At 61.4% G+C, this 17,944-nt stretch carries 14 protein-coding genes; 2 read left to right on the forward strand and 12 right to left on the reverse strand.

The features are described from left to right. Positions 1-96: 96 nt before the first annotated feature. The 7 genes from AC0Z4S_RS16070 to AC0Z4S_RS16100 form a co-directional block, all read right to left on the reverse strand. Positions 97-276, reverse strand: coding sequence for a hypothetical protein (locus tag AC0Z4S_RS16070; protein WP_016772844.1), 180 nt, complete (start codon positions 274-276; stop codon positions 97-99). After that, entirely contained in the window at positions 273-1,403 is a 1,131-nt protein-coding gene (locus AC0Z4S_RS16075; protein ID WP_485623712.1) for a PepSY-associated TM helix domain-containing protein, read from the reverse strand. Before AC0Z4S_RS16075 ends, AC0Z4S_RS16070 begins: the two co-directional genes overlap by 4 nt. A gap of 74 nt (positions 1,404-1,477) precedes the next feature. Next, positions 1,478-3,916: a TonB-dependent siderophore receptor gene (locus AC0Z4S_RS16080; RefSeq protein ID WP_485623713.1), complete on the reverse strand. Its 2,439-nt coding sequence runs from the start codon at positions 3,914-3,916 to the stop codon at positions 1,478-1,480. 204 nt (positions 3,917-4,120) lie between these two features. Further along, the gene (locus AC0Z4S_RS16085) at positions 4,121-5,095 is read right to left on the reverse strand and encodes a FecR domain-containing protein (protein WP_485623714.1); all 975 of its coding nucleotides are present in this window, start codon (positions 5,093-5,095) and stop codon (positions 4,121-4,123) included. Continuing rightward, positions 5,092-5,568 (reverse strand): RNA polymerase sigma factor, encoded by a 477-nt coding sequence (locus AC0Z4S_RS16090; RefSeq protein ID WP_485623772.1) that lies wholly within the window; start codon positions 5,566-5,568, stop codon positions 5,092-5,094. Before AC0Z4S_RS16090 ends, AC0Z4S_RS16085 begins: the two co-directional genes overlap by 4 nt. Before the next feature lie 334 nt (positions 5,569-5,902). Then, the gene (locus tag AC0Z4S_RS16095; protein WP_485623715.1) at positions 5,903-6,610 is read right to left on the reverse strand and encodes a 3'-5' exonuclease; all 708 of its coding nucleotides are present in this window, start codon (positions 6,608-6,610) and stop codon (positions 5,903-5,905) included. Next, on the reverse strand, positions 6,607-8,541 hold the full coding sequence (locus tag AC0Z4S_RS16100) for a putative nucleotidyltransferase substrate binding domain-containing protein (RefSeq protein WP_485623716.1): 1,935 nt from the start codon (positions 8,539-8,541) through the stop codon (positions 6,607-6,609). The genes AC0Z4S_RS16095 and AC0Z4S_RS16100 overlap by 4 nt, the downstream gene beginning before the upstream one ends. Positions 8,542-8,796: 255 nt before the next feature. On the opposite strand from AC0Z4S_RS16100, the gene AC0Z4S_RS16105 reads away from it, so the two are divergent. After that, positions 8,797-9,243, forward strand: a complete 447-nt coding sequence (locus tag AC0Z4S_RS16105; RefSeq protein ID WP_253496529.1) for a response regulator — start codon at positions 8,797-8,799, stop codon at positions 9,241-9,243. A 265-nt stretch (positions 9,244-9,508) separates the two neighbouring features. Here AC0Z4S_RS16105 and AC0Z4S_RS16110 read toward each other — a convergent pair whose 3' ends face one another. After that, positions 9,509-11,686: a malate synthase G gene (locus AC0Z4S_RS16110; RefSeq protein ID WP_485623717.1), complete on the reverse strand. Its 2,178-nt coding sequence runs from the start codon at positions 11,684-11,686 to the stop codon at positions 9,509-9,511. 541 nt (positions 11,687-12,227) lie between these two features. Here AC0Z4S_RS16110 and AC0Z4S_RS16115 point away from each other — a divergent pair. After that, positions 12,228-12,746 carry a glycine cleavage system transcriptional repressor gene (locus AC0Z4S_RS16115; RefSeq protein WP_253496523.1) on the forward strand — a complete coding sequence of 173 codons (519 nt, stop codon included), beginning with the start codon at positions 12,228-12,230 and terminating at the stop codon, positions 12,744-12,746. Positions 12,747-12,969: 223 nt separating this feature from the next. Here the strand turns inward: AC0Z4S_RS16115 and rarD are convergent, their stop codons facing one another. The 4 genes from rarD to AC0Z4S_RS16135 form a co-directional block, all read right to left on the reverse strand. Continuing rightward, positions 12,970-13,857, reverse strand: a complete 888-nt coding sequence (gene rarD, locus AC0Z4S_RS16120) for an EamA family transporter RarD (RefSeq protein WP_253496520.1) — start codon at positions 13,855-13,857, stop codon at positions 12,970-12,972. A gap of 160 nt (positions 13,858-14,017) precedes the next feature. Next, the gene (locus AC0Z4S_RS16125; RefSeq protein ID WP_056786600.1) at positions 14,018-14,992 is read right to left on the reverse strand and encodes a serine/threonine protein kinase; all 975 of its coding nucleotides are present in this window, start codon (positions 14,990-14,992) and stop codon (positions 14,018-14,020) included. A 164-nt stretch (positions 14,993-15,156) separates the two neighbouring features. Next, positions 15,157-17,058, reverse strand: coding sequence for a PhoX family protein (locus AC0Z4S_RS16130; RefSeq protein WP_485623718.1), 1,902 nt, complete (start codon positions 17,056-17,058; stop codon positions 15,157-15,159). A 71-nt stretch (positions 17,059-17,129) separates the two neighbouring features. Further along, positions 17,130-17,894 (reverse strand): TOBE domain-containing protein, encoded by a 765-nt coding sequence (locus AC0Z4S_RS16135; protein ID WP_485623719.1) that lies wholly within the window; start codon positions 17,892-17,894, stop codon positions 17,130-17,132. Between the last annotated feature and the right edge of the window lie 50 nt (positions 17,895-17,944).

Consider the following 17,944-nt stretch of genomic DNA (forward strand, 5'->3'; position numbering starts at 1 on the left):
ATTAGCCGTAGGAGCTGCGGAACGCTGCGATCTTTTGATCTTGATTCTGCTGTAAAAAGCAAAAGATCGCAGCGTTCCGCAGCTCCTACAAGGATTTCAGCTGCGCGGCAGAAAGCCTCTTATGGCCAGAAATGCCGGCACGCCAAGGCCAACCCAGCTCAACGCATCCCAGATCCCGTCCCCCAGCAACGCCGCAAACAGCCCCGCCGCACTGAGCAGGGCGATCACGATCGGTGTGCTGAAGACTTTCCAGAAACTCGACTGACGCGGCTTCATGCCGAGGCCTCCGCCGTTTCCAGCACAGGCTTGGCCGCTTTGCGCCGCACCACCCACAGATACACACCACTGGCCAACACGATGATCGTCAGCACATCCAGCGTCGCCCAGAGTATCTTCATCGGCATGCCGCCGTAGTCACCAAAATGCAGCGGTTGCGACATGCCCATGGCGTCCATATACCACGGCCGTTCGGCCACCGCGGTGACTTGCAACGTCGTGGCATCGATCAGCACCGGTGTCAGCAGGTGCGAGGTCAGATGCGTACCGCCCTTCATGAACACCGAGTAGTGGTGTTCGCTGGAAAAGCGTGTGCCGGGGAAGGCGATGAAATCCGGCTTCATCCCCGGCGCGACTTCTTCGGCAATGTCGAGCACGCGCGTGGCCGGCGCCAGTTGCGTCAGCGGCGGCGCATCGCGATACGGTGCGATCAGCGTTGTCAGCGCATCGTTGCGCCACGCAGCGATGAGCAGGTCGGCGCAGGCGCTGATCACCCCGGTCACACCCACCACCAGGCACCAGGTCAGGGTCACGACGCCGATCAGATTGTGCAGATCGAGCCAGCGCAGTCTTGTCGACTTGTCCTGGCGCACGGTGCCGAATTTCAAGCGGCGCATGAACGGCAGGTACAGCACCGTGCCGGAGACGATCGCCACGACAAACAGCAAACCCATGAACGCCAGCAGCAGCTTGCCCGGCAGCCCGGCGAACATGTCGACATGCAGGCGCAGGATGAACAGCATCAAACCGCCGTTGGCTGACGGGGTTTCCAGCGCTTCGCCAGTGCGCGCGTCGAGCATGAAGGTGTGCGATGAGTTCGGCTCGGTGTCGGCAGTTTTCGCCATGATCGCGAACGCCGCATTCGGGTCTTCGTCGTCATAACCGAAGTACTGCATGACTTCGCCGGGACGATGCTTCTGCGCGGCCTCGATCAGTTGCTGCAGATTGAGTTGCGGCGTGTCGGCCGGCATCTCGCGCAGCTCTGGGGCGTTGCCCAGCAAGTGATCGATCTCGTGGCTGAAGATCAGCGGCAGACCGGTCAGTGCCAGCATCAGCAGAAATACCGTGCAGATCAGGCTGGTCCAGGTGTGGATGAACGACCAGCGGCGGATGGTTTTACTTTTCATTGCATGACCTTCAAAAACACCAAAGCCGCCCGGTGCGGACGGCTTGGGAACAGGGCCTGTTTCAGCTCACTGGCTTACCACTTGTAAGTGGCGCTGGCGACGACGCTGCGCTGGTCGCCGTAGTAGCAGTAGAAGCTGTCGCAGGTGGAAATGTAGTCCTTGTCGAACAGGTTGGTCGCGTTCACCGCCAGCGACGCACCTTTAAGGCTGTTGTCCAGACGGCCGAGATCATAATGCACGCTGGCGTCGAACACGGTATAGGCATCGGCCTTGCCCAGCCAGGTGTTGGCCTTGTCGCCGTAGGTGTTGCCGGTGTAGCGCACGCCGGCGCCGACGCCGAAACCATCGAGCACACCGCTGTGCCAGGTGTAGTCGGTCCACAGCGAGGCTTGCTGGTTGGGCATCAGTTGCAGACGGTTGCCCTTGTCGAGGCCTTTTTGCACTTCGGATTTGGCCAGGGTGTAGGCGGCGATGACTTTCAGGTTGTCGGTAACGTCGGACACGGCTTCCAGCTCCAGCCCTTTGACCTTCACTTCACCGGTCTGGCTGGTCACCGAGACGTTATTGACGAAGGTGTTCACCGCGACGTTCTTTTGGGTCAGGTCATACACGGCGGCGCTCAGCAGGGTCTTGCTGCCCGGCGGCTGGTATTTGATGCCCAGTTCCCATTGCTTGCCTTCGGTCGGCTTGAGCGAGCCGGTCGAGGTGGCGTCGGCGCCCGTAGTCGGCTGGAACGATTCGGCGTAGGACAGGTACGGCACGAAGCCGTTGTCGAAGACGTAGCTGAGCGCCGCATTGCCGCTGAACTGCTTGTCACGCTGGGTATTGGTGGCGTCGCCCTTGTTGAAGAATTCGGTGCTGGTGTGCACCCAGTCTTCACGGCCGCCGAGGGTCAGGCGCCACTGGTCGAGGGCCATCTGGTCCTGCACGTAGAGACCGGTCTGGTAGGTCTTCTGGTTGTAATCGTAAAACGCAGTGGAGCGTGCCGGGCGTACGATCGGCTGGCCGTAGATCGGGTTGTTGACGTTGATGCTCGGCGCCGAACCGAAGATTGACGTGTAGTTGGTGTTGCTGCGCTGATGATCGAGGCCCAGCAGCAGCGTGTGGCGGATTTCACCGGTCGCGAAGTCGGCCTGGAAGTTGTTGTCCACGGCGAACTGGCTGATGTCTTCATCGGCGTTGGTGGTGCTGCGACCGACATTGCCCTGATCGTCCACGGTAAATCCGGCAAACGACGGGTTGTAACTGTTGACGGTGACGGTCTGGAACGACAGGTCAGATTTGGTGTAGCGCAGATTCTGCTTGAACTGCCAGACATCGTTGAGCCGATGTTCGAAGGCATAACCCAGCGCGTAATAGGTGCGATCGTAATAATCGTAGTCGGGATCGCCCAGGTTTTTGTGATGGGAAATCTTGCCAAATGGCATGTCGATCCTGGTGCCCTGGATCGGATAAAACTGGCTGGTGACGCCGGTATCGTCGCGGGTGAACTGCGTCAGCAGAGTGAGCCTGGTGTCGTCGTCGATATTCCACGTCAGGCTCGGCGCGATGTTGTAGCGCTTGTTGTCGATGTGGTCGATTTGCGTATCGCTGTCGCGCACGACGCCGCTGAGGCCGTAGAGAAACTGCCCGGCGTCATCGATCTTGCCGGTGCTGGCGAAGTTGATCTGGCGGTGGTTGTCGCTGCCGTATTGCACCTGGACTTCGTTGCTGGCCTCGGCGCTCGGGCGGCGGCTGACCATGTCGAGCAAACCGCCCGGCGGCGTCTGGCCGTACACCGACGAGGCCGGGCCACGAAGCAGGGCGAGGCGGTCGAGGTTCCAGGTTTCCTGTTTCGGGTTGGCGTACACGCCTTTGGGCAGCGGCAGGCCATCGAGGAACTGGGTCGGTTCAAAGCCGCGCACGCGCAGCCAGTCGGCACGCGTATCGCTGCCGTAGCTGCTGGCGGTGATGCCCGGCATGTAGCGCACCGCGTCATCGAGGCTGTGCACGCTGCGGTCGTCCATTTGCTGGCGCGTGGCAACAGAGATCGAACGCGGTGCTTCGACCAGTGCGGTGTCGGTCTTGGTGCCGGCGGCGGTGCGGGTCGCGGTGTAGCCTTCGACCGGGCCCCAGGCACTTTCCAGATTTTCCACGCCGATGACCGAGGTTTCCGGCAGGGCCAGCGTACCTTCCGGCACGGCCACCAGGGAGTAGGTGCCGGCGCTGCTTTGCTCCAGTTGCAGGCCGGTGCCGCGCAAGGCTGCGCGCAGGGCACCGGCGGCGTCGTACTGGCCGGTGACCGGCGCCGAGGTCTTGCCTGCGGCCAGTGCCGGATTCAAGGACAGGGCGAGGCCGCCCTGGCTGGCGATCTGGTTCAGCGTGGTCGACAACGGCGCGGCCGGCAGGTTGTAGGCGCGCACGCTGGACGCTTGATCCGCGGCGAGCAACGCAGTGCTGATCAGCGGCGTGCCGAAAGCGATGGCAAAGGCCAGCAGACTGGGGCGCAACAAGGTGTCTGGCGAACGGGACATACGGCGGCTCCTGAATGGAAATATTTCTCAATTGCCTGTGTGCCGGATGAGATTGGAAAAGTGATAGGGCTGGGTGGACATTATTTTTTGCAGGAAATGGTTGTGCGGCTGATGTCGCCTTCGCGAGCAGGCTCGCTCCCACAGGTGCTCGCATGCCAATGTGGGAGCGAGCCTGCTCGCGAAGGCGGTTTTCCTGCCGGCGCATTACTCAGGCTTGATATCAGCCTTCGCCACGGTGACCCAATAGGGCGTATGCCGCTCGATCTGCACCGGCAAGGTCGGCAGCAACGCACTCAGCGCCTTGTCGGTGTCGTGCAGCGGAAAGCTGCCGGTAATGCGCAGATCGGCCACTTCCGGCGCCACGCCCAGATGCCCGTGGCGGTAGCGCCCGAGCTCATGCACCAGATCGCCCAGCCGCGCGTTGTCCACCACCAGCATGCCGCGCGTCCAAGCATCGGCGCCGGGGGCGAGGGCGGCAATCGAGCTCAGCCCGTCACTGCGCAGCAACACCTGTTGGCCTTCGCGCAGAATCTGTTCTTGCGGGTCGGCCTGGGCATGCGCCGCGACCGCCGACTGCAACACGCTCAGGCGCGTGCCATCGTCCTCGCGCTTGACCAGAAACCGCGTGCCCAGCGCGCGCATGCTGCCTTCGCGGGTTTCGACGATAAACGGCCGCGCGTCGCCATGCCCGGTTTCGACGAGGATTTCGCCTTCCTGCAGCACGATCAAGCGGCGCTTGTCATCGAAGCGCACGTCGACCGCGCTGTGGGTATTGAGATTGAGCAGAGTGCCGTCGGACAGGCGCACGGTGCGCTGTTCGCCGGTGGCCGTACGCTGATCGGCGAGCCAGTAATCCAGCGGCAGATAACGCTCACTGACAAACAGACCGAGACCGATTATCACGACGACACTGGCCAGCCCGCTGCCGAGTTTGCGTATGCGGCGGCGGATGCCTTCGCGCGATTGCAGCAACGCACTGCGCGCCGGGCCCTTGGCGACGCTGAAGCGCTGATCGAGCATGCCCAACTGACGCCAGGCGCGGGCGTGTTCTTCATGGGCCGCGTGCCATTTGGCGAATTCTTCGCGCTCCAGCGCGGTGCTCGAATCGAGGGTCAATTGCCAGGCAATCGCCGCGTCCAGCACATGCGCCGGCACCGGGCGCGAACTGGCCGCGGTCATGTCGGCTCACCGTAGAGGGCGATGTAGCACTGGCGCAGGCCTTGGGCCAGATACTGCCGCACGCGCGGCACCGAGACGCCGAGTTTGCCGGCGATCTCGGCGTGGCTGAGGCCGTCGAGGCGGTTATACAGAAAGGCCGCACGAGCCTTGGTCGACAACTTGCCGAGCAGGCGATCGATGGCTTTGAGGTCGTCGAGGATCATTTGCTGTTCTTCCACCGACGGCTGTTCGCCCTCGGGGATCAGCATCAGTTCGGTGAGGTAGGCCTGTTCCAGCGCGGCGCGGCGGAAGTAGTCGAACAACAGGCCTTTGGCGATCGCCACCAGAAACGCCCGCGGCTCGCGCGGCGTCAGCAATTCGTCGCGGTTGAGCAGGCGCACGAACGTGTCCTGACTCAAATCCTCGGCGCGCTGTGGACAGGCCACATTGCGCCGCAACCACGACAGCAGCCAACCGCGATGGTCGCGATACATCGCACCGACGAGCTCACTGTGGGGGTTGGGCACTGACGACACCGGACATCACCGATTGGGAAATGTTAACTAACGAGAATAGTTCGCGATTCTGGCAGAGGTGGGAATGGTTAGCAATTGGCCACTGGTCAGGTGGTGAATCAAGGGCAGCCCCTCACCCTAGCCCTCTCCCGGGGGAGAGGGGACCGACCGCATTGAATACTGAAGATGCGCCGACTTGAGATATCGGAGTCGAACTCAGATTTGAAAAGCATGAAGATCTGCTCCCTTTCCCCCTCGCCCCCTTGGGGGAGAGGGCTGGGGTGAGGGGGATGGATTTTGAATCTGACACAGTTCAAAAGGACGGCGCCTGCTGCCTGCGCTTCCACTGACCCAACCGCTGCTGCAGCTGCAACGGGCTGTCAATCTGCTGCGCCCGCGCCCGGCTGAACAGAATCAATGCCAGTTCCGCCGTGGCCAATGCATCGGCACTGGCGTTATGCCGTTCGAACACTTCAAGGCGAAACCACTCGATCCACTCATCCAGCCCGGCCTCGCGAATCTGTGCCTGCGGACACAGCAGCGGGGCGAGATCCGCCACATCCAGAAATACATGCTGCAGCTTGTGCCCCAGATGCTCCTTAAGCGCACGCCCGAGCATGTGCTGATCGAACGGCGCATGAAACGCCAGCAGCGGGCTGTCGCCGATGAACTCCAGCAACTCCAGCAATGCTTCCGCCGGATCACTACCCGCGGCAATCGCATTCGGCCCGAGGCCATGAATCAGCACGCTGGGGCTGAGCTTCAATTCCCGGCATTGCAAGGTCCTTTCGAACTGCTGGCGTAAATCGATCGCGCCGTCCTCGATCACCACGGCGCCGATCGACAACACACGGTCCCTGTTGATGTTGAGGCCGGTAGTTTCCAGATCCAGCACCACCCAGCGCTGCTCGCGCAGGCTGCATGCGCTCAGCTCGGTGATGCTCGGCAATCGCGCCAGTCGCTGTGCAAACGCGGCCGGCACGACGGGACTGGCCGGGCGCAGCCAGGAAAACAGGCTCATAGCTGATACCGCAACGTCAGGCTGCTTTGCAGGCGCTGCGCCTGCCGCAGGGATTCACGCAGGATGCGCCGATCGAGGTGATTGAGGCTGTCGGGATCGACGCGATTGGAATATGGCTGGTTCTCCCGGGTCTGCAGCTGATGCTGCTGCATCCGCGTTTGCTGAATGAAGTGATAGGCCTCTTCATACGCCGCGCCGTCGAGTGGCTCGATAACTTCTTTATCCACCAGTTGGCGGAAGCGCTCGAGGGTGTTGTTGGCGTCGATGCCATTGGCCAGCGCCAGCAGGCGGGCGCCGTCGACGAACGGCGTCAAACCCTGGATTTTCAGATCCAGCGTGGCCTTCTCGCCGTTCTTGCGGGCCAGCACGAATTCGCGGAAACGCCCGACCGGGGGGCGATTGCGCAGGGCATTTTCGGCGAGCATGCGCTGGAACAAACGGTTGTCACCGACCTGATCGAGAATGCCCCGGCGCAATTGCTCGCAGCCTTGCTCATCGCCCCAGACCACGCGCAGGTCGAAATAAATGCTTGAGCCCAGCAGGTTCTCCGGCGTGGCTTCACGGATGAACGCCGCAAAGCGCCGCGCCCACTCGGCCCGCGACAAGCACAGCTCGGGATTGCCGGCCATGACGTTGCCCTTGCACAGGGTGAAGCCGCACTGCGCCAGGCTCTGGTTGATATGCTGGGCGATCGGCAGCAGCTTGCCGCGAATCTCCGCCGCGTGCGCCGCATCGCGCGCGTCGAACAGAATGCCGTTGTCCTGATCGGTGTGCAGTGTCTGCTCGCGCCGGCCCTCGCTGCCGAAACACAGCCAACTGAACGGCACCCCCGGGTCGCCTTTTTCCGCAAGGGTCAATTCGATCACCCGGCACACCGTGTGATCGTTGAGCAACGTAATGATGTGGGTGATCTGCGTCGACGACGCGCCGTGAGCGAGCATGCGTTCGACCAGTTGGCCGATCTCGCCGCGCAGGGTCACCAGTTGTTCGACCCGTTGCGCGCTGCGGATGGTCCGGGCCAGATGCACCAGATCGACCCGTTGCAGGGAGAACAGGTCACGTTCGGAAACCACCCCGCACAGGCGCTGATCCTTGACCAGACACACGTGGGCGATATGCCGCTCGGTCATGGCGATCGCCGCATCGAATGCGCTGTGATCCGGCGACAGATAAAACGGCGATCGGGTCATGTGCTGTGCGATGGCGTCGCTGAAATCGCCGACACCTTCGGCCACCACATGGCGCAAATCGCGCAGGGTGAAAATTCCCAGCGGCGCCTTGTGCTCGTCAACCGCGACGATGCTGCCGACCTGTTGCTCGTGCATCAGCTTCACCGCTTCACGCAGTGGCGTATCGGCGCTGCAAGTCACCGGATGACGCATCGCCAGTTCACCGAGGCGGGTGTTCAGCGAGTACTGAGTGCCGAGGGTTTCCACGGCTTTTTGTTGCACTTGCTGGTTGACCTGATCGAGCAGGCTGCTGACCCCGCGCAGGGCGAAGTCGCGGAAGGTGCTGGAGAGGGCGAACAGTTTGATGAACGCCAGTTTGTTCAGTTGCAGGCAGAAGGTGTCTTCGCCCGCCAGATGTTCGGTGCGTGTGGCGCGCTCACCGAGCAGCGCCGCCAGCGGAAAGCATTCGCCGGTGGTGATTTCGAACGTGGTCTCGGTGCCGGGCCTGGTGATGTGCTGGCGTTCGCCGACCACCCGACCCTGTTTGACGATGTGAAAGTGTTCGACCGGGCCGTCGGCCGGTTTGATGATGCTCTCGCCCTGGGCAAAAAAACGCAGCTGACATTGCTCCACCAGATAGGCGAGGTGGGCGTGTTCCATCTGATTGAAGGGCGGGAAGCGCTGAAGGAATTGCAGGGTGCCCTGAATATTCTGCAAAACCGCGGTTTTCCCTGCCTGGGTGAAGGCGTCCGCTTTGCTCATAACCATTACCGCAGTCTTTTTCGAATTGTTGTTGTCGGATCGTTGCGGCCATGGTCGACCCCGACGGGCAGGGTGCCCATTGGACGTAAGTCTAGGTTTTGCCACCATCGGCCGATTTTCGGAAATAACCTACGCAAAAGCTCGCAAAAGCTCGTCGTAGCCCCTTGGAAAAAAATCCGACGAAGTGCACATTGAAGCGCTGTCCGGCGATGTCTGACGACTTGCCAGGGATTGATTGAACATTTAGAGAGCGCCATGTCCGACCACGATATTTTGAGCGACGCCGAGCGTGAAGCGCTCAGCGCAGTAATGCTCGAACCCGATCTGCCGCCGCAGCGTGTGTTGATCGTCGACGACGACAAGGACGCCCGCGAGCTGTTGTCGGAGATTCTCGCGCTCGATGGCATTCATTGCATGACCGCAGCCAGCGGTGAAACGGCGCTGAAAATGCTTGAGCAAAAGCCTTCGATCGGGCTGGTCATTACCGATCTGCGCATGGGCAATGTCGATGGCCTCGACCTGATCCGCCAGGTGCGCGAATCGGTGCGCGCAGCGATGCCGATCATCATTGTGTCGGGCGATGCCGACGTGAAAGACGCGATCGCGGCGATGCACTTGAGCGTGGTGGATTTTCTGCTCAAGCCGATTGATACGGGGAAGTTGTTGGGTTTGGTGAAACACGAATTGGGTATAGAACCCTAGAAGCCCCTCACCCTAACCCTCTCCCGGAGGGAGAGGGGACTGACCGCGGTGAATATTCGTGGTACACCGACCTGAGACTCCTCAGTCGAACTCCGGTTCTGAAAAGCACAAAGATCGGCTCCCTTTCCCCCTCGCCCCCTTGGGGGAGAGGGCTGGGGTGAGGGGGTTGGATCTGCGCAGCTTAGCTAACCCGACGCCGAGCACATAAACAAAAAAGGCCCTGATCTCTCGATCAGGGCCTTTTCATTTCGGCCATCAGCGTACGTTACAGACCATTCGCGGCCTTGAACTCACGACGACGGCGGTGCAGCACCGGCTCGGTGTAGCCATTGGGCTGTTTGGTGCCTTCGATCACCAGTTCGACCGCCGCCTGGAAGGCGATGTTGCTGTCGAAATCTGGTGCCAGCGGGCGATACAGCGGGTCGTTGGCGTTCTGACGGTCGACCACCGGCGCCATGCGCTTGAGGCTTTCCATCACTTGCTCCTGGGTGACGATACCGTGGCGCAGCCAGTTGGCGATGTGCTGGCTGGAGATACGCAGCGTCGCACGGTCTTCCATCAGGCCGACGTCGTTGATGTCCGGCACTTTCGAGCAACCGACGCCCTGGTCGATCCAGCGCACCACGTAACCGAGAATGCCCTGGGCGTTGTTGTCCAGTTCGTTCTTGATCTGCTCTGGTGTCCAGCTTGGGTTCACTGCCAATGGAATGGTCAGGATGTCGTCCACCGAGGCGCGCCCACGTTTGGCCAGTTCGGCCTGACGTGCGAACACATCGACCTTGTGGTAGTGCAGCGCGTGCAGCGCTGCGGCGGTCGGCGATGGCACCCAGGCAGTGTTGGCGCCGGCCAGCGGATGAGCGATCTTCTGTTCGAGCATCGCCGCCATCAGATCAGGCATCGCCCACATGCCTTTACCGATTTGCGCACGACCCTGCAGGCCAGTGCTCAGACCGATATCGACGTTCCAGTTTTCGTAGGCGCCGATCCACTTCTCGGCCTTCATGTCAGCCTTGCGCACTACTGGGCCGGCCTCCATGGAGGTGTGGATTTCGTCGCCGGTGCGGTCGAGGAAACCAGTATTGATGAACACCACGCGCTCGCTGGCGGCCTTGATGCAGGCCTTGAGGTTGACCGTGGTGCGGCGCTCCTCGTCCATGATCCCGACTTTCAGGGTGTTGCGCGGCAGGCGCAGGACATCTTCGATACGCCCGAACAACTCGTTGGTGAACGCTGCTTCTTCCGGGCCGTGCATCTTCGGTTTGACGATGTACACCGAACCGGTGCGGGTGTTGCGCCGCGAGGTATTGCCATTGAGGTTGTGCATTGCCGCAAGACAAGTCACCAGACCATCGAGGATACCTTCCGGTACTTCGTTGCCTTGACTGTCGAGGATCGCGTCGATGGTCATCAGATGGCCGACGTTGCGCACGAACAACAGCGAACGACCGTGCAGGGTCACTTCACCGCCATTGGGCGCGGTGTAGGTGCGATCCGGGTTCATGGTACGGGTGAAGGTCTGGCCGCCCTTGGCGACTTCTTCCGACAGATCGCCCTTCATCAGGCCGAGCCAGTTGCGGTAGATCACCACTTTGTCGTCGGCATCGACGGCGGCCACGGAGTCTTCGCAGTCCATGATCGTGGTCAGCGCCGCTTCCATGAGGATGTCTTTGACGCCGGCGGCATCGGTCTGGCCGACCGGGGTGCTGGCATCGATCTGGATTTCGAAGTGCAGGCCGTTGTGCTTGAGCAGAACTGCGATCGGCGCGTTGGCATCGCCCTGGAAACCGATCAACTGAGCGTCGTCGCGCAGACCGCTGTTGCTGCCGCCTTTCAGAGTGACGACGAGTTTGCCGTCAGCGATTTTGTAGCCGGTCGAATCGACGTGGGAACCTGCGGCGAGTGGCGCGGCTTCATCGAGGAAGGCGCGGGCGAAGGCGATGACTTTGTCGCCACGCACCTTGTTGTAGCCTTTGCCTTTTTCCGCGCCGCCGTCTTCGCTGATCGCGTCGGTGCCGTAGAGGGCGTCGTACAGCGAACCCCAGCGGGCATTCGAGGCGTTGAGTGCGAAGCGCGCATTCATCACCGGCACTACCAGTTGCGGACCGGCGGTGCGGGCGATTTCGTCATCGACGTTTTGCGTCGTGGCCTGGAAATCAGCCGCTTCTGGCAGCAGATAACCGATCTCTTGCAGGAAAGCTTTATAGGCCACGGCGTCGTGCGCCTGGCCGGCATGCTGCTGATGCCAGGCATCGATGCGCGCCTGGAAGTCATCGCGTTTGGCGAGTAGGGCTTTGTTCTTCGGCGCCAGGTCGTGGATGACCTTGTCGGCGCCTTCCCAGAATTGTTCGGCGGTGAGGCCGGTACCGGGAATGGCTTCGTTGTTCACGAAGTCGAACAGGACTTTGGCGACCTGCAGGCCACCGACTTGAACGTGTTCAGTCATTGCTTGCCTCACTCTGCTCAGCTATTTCGCTTTTCAGCTCGTCAATTTAACAATGAAGCTTTCGGCCATTTAAACCACAAACCTGCCGACCAGTACATGCCATTGCAGGCGGCTGGGCCAGGACCGATCAACGGCTTGGAGGCCTTGCTGACGGCGCTTTCAGGGTTGCGAACGACCTTGGGCAGACATCGATCCAGCGTTATGTAGTGCGCGCTGCGGCATACTACATGATGAGTTGCGCTTGTGAAAATCGGACTAATTACGTCGTTCTGCGACCTCATGACGCATTGCGGTCACGTCGCGGAGCGCGATGTTCTCAAAAAAGTGTTGGATTGTTCCAGCTAAATATCGAAAGTTGTACACGATTTGTCTTTCGGACATGTCGCTGATGCCACTATTCGCGAGCAGGCTCGCTCCCACATTTGCAATGCGATCCGTGTGGGAGCGAGCCTGCTTGCGAGGGCCAGTCAACTCAACACAAAACCAGCCCTTGCCTATACTTGCCCTTCGTTAACAAAAGTCATGCACAGAGGGCTGCGCCATGGACCATCTCGTACTCACCGTTTTCGCCGCGGACAAGCCCGGGCAGGTCGAACGCGTCGCCCAATGCATCGCCGAGCACGGTGGTAACTGGCTGGAAAGCCGCATGTCGCGGATGGCCGGGCAGTTCGCCGGGATTCTGCGCGTGGGCGTTCCGGCGGAGGCTTACGATGAACTGGTCGACTCCCTGCAGGCGCTGTCGGCGCATGGCATCCGCGTGTTGATCGCTGAGAGCGCCGTCGAACAATCCTGCACCTGGAAACCGATCGCCATGGAACTGGTCGGCAATGATCGCCCGGGTATCGTCCGTGATATCACCCAACTGTTGGGTGAGCAGGGCGTGAACCTGGAACGGCTGGTGACTGAGGTGCGCCCGGCACCAATGAGCAGCGAGTTGCTGTTTCATGCCGAGGCGATTCTGGCGGTGCCGCTGACGCTGTCCCTGGATGAATTGCAGGCGCGCCTGGAAACGCTGGCCGACGAGTTGATGGTGGAACTGGTGCTACGCACCGAGGATTGAACGCCGCAGAGGTTATTCAGGTTTAACGTGCACCTGCCTGTGGATAACCTGTAGAGACAGACCGCCACGCCACGCCGGCTGTGGCTTTGCGCCCGTTGATCAAAAAACCGCCAACATTCAGTGACTTGCGCACAAACGGCGGGGATCACGCTGTGGATAACCTTGGGAAGGAACGATGCAGGCCACGAGAACTGTGGCCTGCGGAGGTTTGTGCGTTTTTTGATCAGGCGCGTCGGCGCAAACTTATCCACGCATCGACGCTGTACACCGCCAGACCGGCCCAGATAAACATGAAGGCAACCAGCGTGCTGGACGACAAATGCTCGCCAAACAGCAGCACGGCCTGCAGTAGCACCAGGGTCGGCGCGATGTATTGCAGGAAACCAATGGTGGTGTAAGGCAGATGGCGGGTGGCGGCGTTGAAACACACCAGCGGCACCAGCGTTACCGGGCCGGCGGCCACCAGCCACCACGCCTCGGACGTAGTCCAGAAGGCAGGTTGCACGCTGGTCGCAGTCTGATTGAACAGCAACCACGCAATCGCAATCGGCACCAGCATCCAGGTTTCCACCACCAGCCCCGGCAACGCCTTGACCGGCGCCTGCTTGCGGATCAGACCGTAGAAACCGAAGGTCAACGCCAGCGCCAACGAGACCCACGGCAGACTGCCGACCTGCCACACCTGTTGCGCCACACCCACCGCAGCCAGACCCACCGCCACCCACTGCATACGTCGCAGTCTTTCGCCAAGGATCACCATGCCCAACAGCACGTTGACCAGCGGATTGATGTAGTAACCCAGACTCGCCTCGAGCATGCGGCCGTTGTTCACCGACCAGACGTAAGTCAGCCAGTTCGCAGCGATCAGCGTACCGCTCAATGCGAGGATCGCGAGACGTTTGGGGTTGTCCAGCAACTCGCGCAACCAGCCGGGATGTTTCCAGACCATCAGCAGCAACGCACCGAACAGCGCTGACCACAGCACCCGATGGATGATGATCTCGACTGCCGGGACTTCGGCGATGGCTTTGAAATAGATCGGGAACAGGCCCCAGATGATGTAGGCGCTCAGGCCCAGAATGTACCCGCGACGCGGGTTGGCGGCTTGCATGCAGAATCCTTGCTCGGGCAGCTGACAAAGAAAGGATTGTAAGGAGGTTGTATAGATGTGTCGTGTCAGAAAGCAAAAAGATCGCAGCCTTCGGCAGCTCCTACAGGGATATGCATTCCAAGGTAGGAGCTGCCGAAGGCTGCGATCTTTTGATCTTTGATCAGAAGAGTTTCAGCGGCTCTTCATTCAGTGCCGCCAGCTGCTCACGCAACGCCAGCACCTGATCGCCCCAGTACCGTTCCGTGCCGAACCACGGAAAGCTGTGCGGGAACGCCGGGTCGTCCCAGCGCCGCGCCAGCCAGGCGCTGTAGTGCATCAGGCGCAGGGCGCGCAACGGTTCGATCAGTGCCAGTTCGCGCGGGTCGAAATCATGGAATTCGTTGTAGCCGTCCATCAACTCCGACAACTGCCCCAGACACTCCTGGCGATCGCCGGCGAGCATCATCCAGATGTCCTGCACCGCCGGGCCCATGCGGCAATCGTCGAGGTCGACGATGTGGAACATCTCGTCGCGGCACATCATGTTGCCGGGGTGGCAGTCACCGTGCATGCGGATGTTCTGGTGCGGCGTGGCGGCGTAGACATCTTCGACGCGTTTGAGCAGGTCGCGGGCAACCGACTCGTAAGCCGGCAGCAGGCTCTTGGGAATGAAGTTGCCTTCGAGCAGGGTGTTCAGCGAGGCATGGCCGAAGTTCTGCACCGCGAGGGCTTCGCGGTGCTTGAACGGCTTGGTGCCGCCCACCGCATGCATGCGCCCGAGCAACTGGCCGAGGCGATACAGTTGATCAAGATTGCCGGGCTCCGGCGCACGGCCCCCACGGCGCGGGAACAGGGTGAAGCGGAAACCGGCGTGCTCATGCAGGGTTTCGCCGTTGTGGATCAGCGGCGCTACTACCGGGATGTCGATGTCGGCCAGTTCGAAGGTGAACTGGTGCTCCTCGAGGATGGCTTCGTTGGTCCAGCGCTGCGGACGGTAGAACTTGGCGATCAGCGGCTCGGAGTCTTCGATGCCGACCTGATAGACGCGGTTCTCGTAGCTGTTGAGCGCCAGAATGCGCGCGTCGCTGAGGAAACCGATGCTTTCGACGGCATCCAGGACGAGATCGGGGGTGAGGGTTTCAAACGGGTGGGCCATGCTGACTCCTGCGCGCAGCAGGCTGCTGCGTCCGGCTCGGCATGGTAACGCAGATGGCAGCGCGAAGGTGGTTGGTGTCTGGTCTGGCCTATTCGCGAGCAGGCTCGCTCCCACATTGAAATGCAATCCTCTGTGGGAGCGAGCCTGCTCGCGAAAGCGGTTTATCAGGCGCCGACGATCCCGCCATCCTCGCGGGTAATCGCCATCACCGAAGACCGCGGTTTGCCATTGGGCAGATGCTCGGGGAAGGTCGAACCGCCGTTTTCACCGGGATGCTGAATCCCGACAAACAGGGTTTTCTGATCCGGCGAGAAGCTGATCCCGGTCACTTCGCAACCCACCGGCCCGACCATGAAACGGCGAATCTCACCGGTCGCAGGATCGGCGCAGAGCATCTGGTTGTTGCCCATGCCGGCGAAATCCCCGGCATTGCTCGAATCGCCGTCGGTGAGAATCCACAGGCGTCCGGCCTTGTCGAAACCCAGACCGTCCGGGCTGTTGAACATGTTCTGCGGGGTGATGTTCGATGAGCCGCCCTTCGGCGTCCCGGCATGCACGCCCGGGTTGCCGGCAACCACAAACAGATCCCAGGCAAAAGTCTTCGAGCCGTGATCGTCGCGGTCGGTGCGCCAGCGCAGAATCTGCCCGTAGACGTTCTTCTCGCGCGGGTTCGGCCCGCCCACCGGTTGCCCGTCTTCGCCGCGTTTGGCGTTGTTGGTCAGGGTGCAATAGACCTGGCCGTCCTTGGGGCTGACCACGATCCACTCCGGGCGGTCCATGCGTGTTGCGCCAACCACGCTGGCGGCAAGGCGCGCGTGGATCAGCACTTCGGCCTGATCGGAAAACCCGCTGCTGGCGTCGATGCCGTTTTTGCCGTGAGTCAGTTCGATCCACTGGCCCTGGCCTTTCGGGTGATCGGGGTTGCCGTCACCGGCATCGAATTTCGCCACATACAGGGTGCCGTGGTCGAGGATGTCGCGGTTGGCCTTTTGATTGCGGTGATTGATGCGGTCGCGGCTGACGAATTTGTAGATGAACTCGCCACGCTCGTCGTCGCCCATGTACACCACGGCGCGACCGTCATCGGTCTCGGCCAGAGCGGCGTTTTCATGTTTGAAGCGGCCCAGCGCGGTGCGTTTGACCGGGGTCGATTGCGGGTCGAACGGATCGATCTCGACCACCCAGCCGTGGCGGTTGAGTTCGTTCGGGTTCTTGGCCATGTCGAAGCGCGGGTCGTGCGGGTGCCAGTTGATGTCTTTGCTGCTGGCGACGACGCCGTAGCGTTTTTGCGCGGCATCGAACTGCTGCTGGGCGTTGCTGCTGCCGAAGCAGTCGGTGAAGTTTTCTTCGCAGGTCAGGTAGGTGCCCCATGGCGTCTTGCCGTTGGCGCAGTTCTGGAACGTGCCGAGAACTTTCTTGCCGTGCTTGTCGGCGGCGGTTTTCATCAAGTTGTGGCCGCGGGCCGGACCGCTGATGCGCAGCGGCGAGTTGCCGTGGATGCGACGGTTGTAGCGCGAGCCCTGGACGAACTGCCATTGGCCGTTCTTGCGCTGCACTTCGATCACCGACACGCCTTCACAGGCCAGCGCCTTGCGCACGTCTTCGGCCGATTGCGGCATGCCGCCGTGCGGATACAGATAACGGTAGTTGGTGTATTCGTTGTTGATCGCCATCAACGCGCGGTTCTTGTCGTCGGGGAAGGCGAACAGGCTCATGCCGTCGTTGTTGTCGCCGAACTGCACTTCCTGGGCGGCGGCGGTGCCATTGCCGCTCGGGTCGAAGGCCGGGCCGTTCTTTTGCAGCGGCTGGCCCCAACTGATCAGCACCGACGACTTGTAGCCTTTGGGCAGGCTGATGGCGTCGGTGGTCGCTGCCGGGATGCTCTCGAAACCGAGCAGACGGCTGTTGCCGGCGCTGACGCTGGCGGCCATGACGCTGCGGGTCAACAGGTTGCCGCCCAGGAACATCGCCGCGCCGCACAACGCACCGGCGCTGATGAAACCGCGACGGCTGAGGCCGACCATTTTTTCCAGATCAGTGGATTGGTTTTCTTCTAATAGGCTCACATCAGGCTCCCTGCTTGGTTTATGGCCAACACCTTAATGCGGGTCGATGACGCTTTCGTTGCAGAGGCGAATCAGAGCGGCGTGCCGATCAGCACGTTGGACGGCGCGCATTGCACCTGCACCGCAGACCCCACGGCGAGGCCCTGATTGCGCAAGTGCAGCGGTTCGGCCAAGGCGCAAAGAGTGTGGCCGTTGGGCAGGGAAATGCGTACTTCGCTGGGGCCGTCCTCGGCGTCAAGAACGGCTTCGATGATGCCTTTGAGAAGATTATGACCGGGCGTTGCAGGCTGTTCGGCGCCAAGCAGTTCGAGCCAACCGGCCTTGATCAGCGCCACGACTTCAGTACCGGGCTGCAGCTCCAGATGCATGCTGCTGTCGTGGGTAATCTGCGCATCAAGACCAATGCCTTCGGCCAGTTCGAGGCGGATCAGATCGTTGCGACCTTGTGCCTGAATCGCCACGACCGTGCCGTGCAACTGATTGCGCGCGCTGGTCCTGAGCATCAGGCGCCCGAGCAGATCCAGATCGCTGGCGTCTTCCGCCGCTTCCAGCACTTGTGCCTGCAGCGCCTGCAATTTCTGATACAGACGCAGCACCCGTTGGCCCTCGCTGGACAGCCTGGCGCCACCGCCACCCTTGCCGCCCACCACGCGCTCGACCAAGGGTTTTTGCGCCAGGTTGTTCAGCTCATCGATCGCATCCCACGCCGCCTTGTAACTGAGCCCTGCGCTCTTCGCCGCACGGGTGATCGAGCCCTGCTCGGCGATGTGTTGCAGCAGGGCGATGCGTTGCGGACGGCGGACGATGTGTTGGGAGAGCAGGGAGGGCAGGGACATGGCAGAACGCTTCTGGCTCGGGCGATGAAATGGACGTTGGCTACTTGCAA

The organism is Pseudomonas sp. 1L-B-1-E-C1 (genome assembly GCF_057291835.1).

What these genes read in the sequence shown, in the direction of transcription:
- AC0Z4S_RS16070 (WP_016772844.1), bottom strand. Translation starts at nt 276, where the DNA reads ATGAAGCCGCGTCAGTCGAGTTTCTGGAAAGTCTTCAGCACACCGATC.
- AC0Z4S_RS16075 (WP_485623712.1), bottom strand. Translation starts at nt 1,403, where the DNA reads ATGAAAAGTAAAACCATCCGCCGCTGGTCGTTCATCCACACCTGGACC.
- AC0Z4S_RS16080 (WP_485623713.1), bottom strand. Translation starts at nt 3,916, where the DNA reads ATGTCCCGTTCGCCAGACACCTTGTTGCGCCCCAGTCTGCTGGCCTTT.
- AC0Z4S_RS16085 (WP_485623714.1), bottom strand. Translation starts at nt 5,095, where the DNA reads ATGACCGCGGCCAGTTCGCGCCCGGTGCCGGCGCATGTGCTGGACGCG.
- AC0Z4S_RS16090 (WP_485623772.1), bottom strand. Translation starts at nt 5,568, where the DNA reads ATGTATCGCGACCATCGCGGTTGGCTGCTGTCGTGGTTGCGGCGCAAT.
- AC0Z4S_RS16095 (WP_485623715.1), bottom strand. Translation starts at nt 6,610, where the DNA reads ATGAGCCTGTTTTCCTGGCTGCGCCCGGCCAGTCCCGTCGTGCCGGCC.
- AC0Z4S_RS16100 (WP_485623716.1), bottom strand. Translation starts at nt 8,541, where the DNA reads ATGAGCAAAGCGGACGCCTTCACCCAGGCAGGGAAAACCGCGGTTTTG.
- AC0Z4S_RS16105 (WP_253496529.1), top strand. Translation starts at nt 8,797, where the DNA reads ATGTCCGACCACGATATTTTGAGCGACGCCGAGCGTGAAGCGCTCAGC.
- AC0Z4S_RS16110 (WP_485623717.1), bottom strand. Translation starts at nt 11,686, where the DNA reads ATGACTGAACACGTTCAAGTCGGTGGCCTGCAGGTCGCCAAAGTCCTG.
- AC0Z4S_RS16115 (WP_253496523.1), top strand. Translation starts at nt 12,228, where the DNA reads ATGGACCATCTCGTACTCACCGTTTTCGCCGCGGACAAGCCCGGGCAG.
- rarD (WP_253496520.1), bottom strand. Translation starts at nt 13,857, where the DNA reads ATGCAAGCCGCCAACCCGCGTCGCGGGTACATTCTGGGCCTGAGCGCC.
- AC0Z4S_RS16125 (WP_056786600.1), bottom strand. Translation starts at nt 14,992, where the DNA reads ATGGCCCACCCGTTTGAAACCCTCACCCCCGATCTCGTCCTGGATGCC.
- AC0Z4S_RS16135 (WP_485623719.1), bottom strand. Translation starts at nt 17,894, where the DNA reads ATGTCCCTGCCCTCCCTGCTCTCCCAACACATCGTCCGCCGTCCGCAA.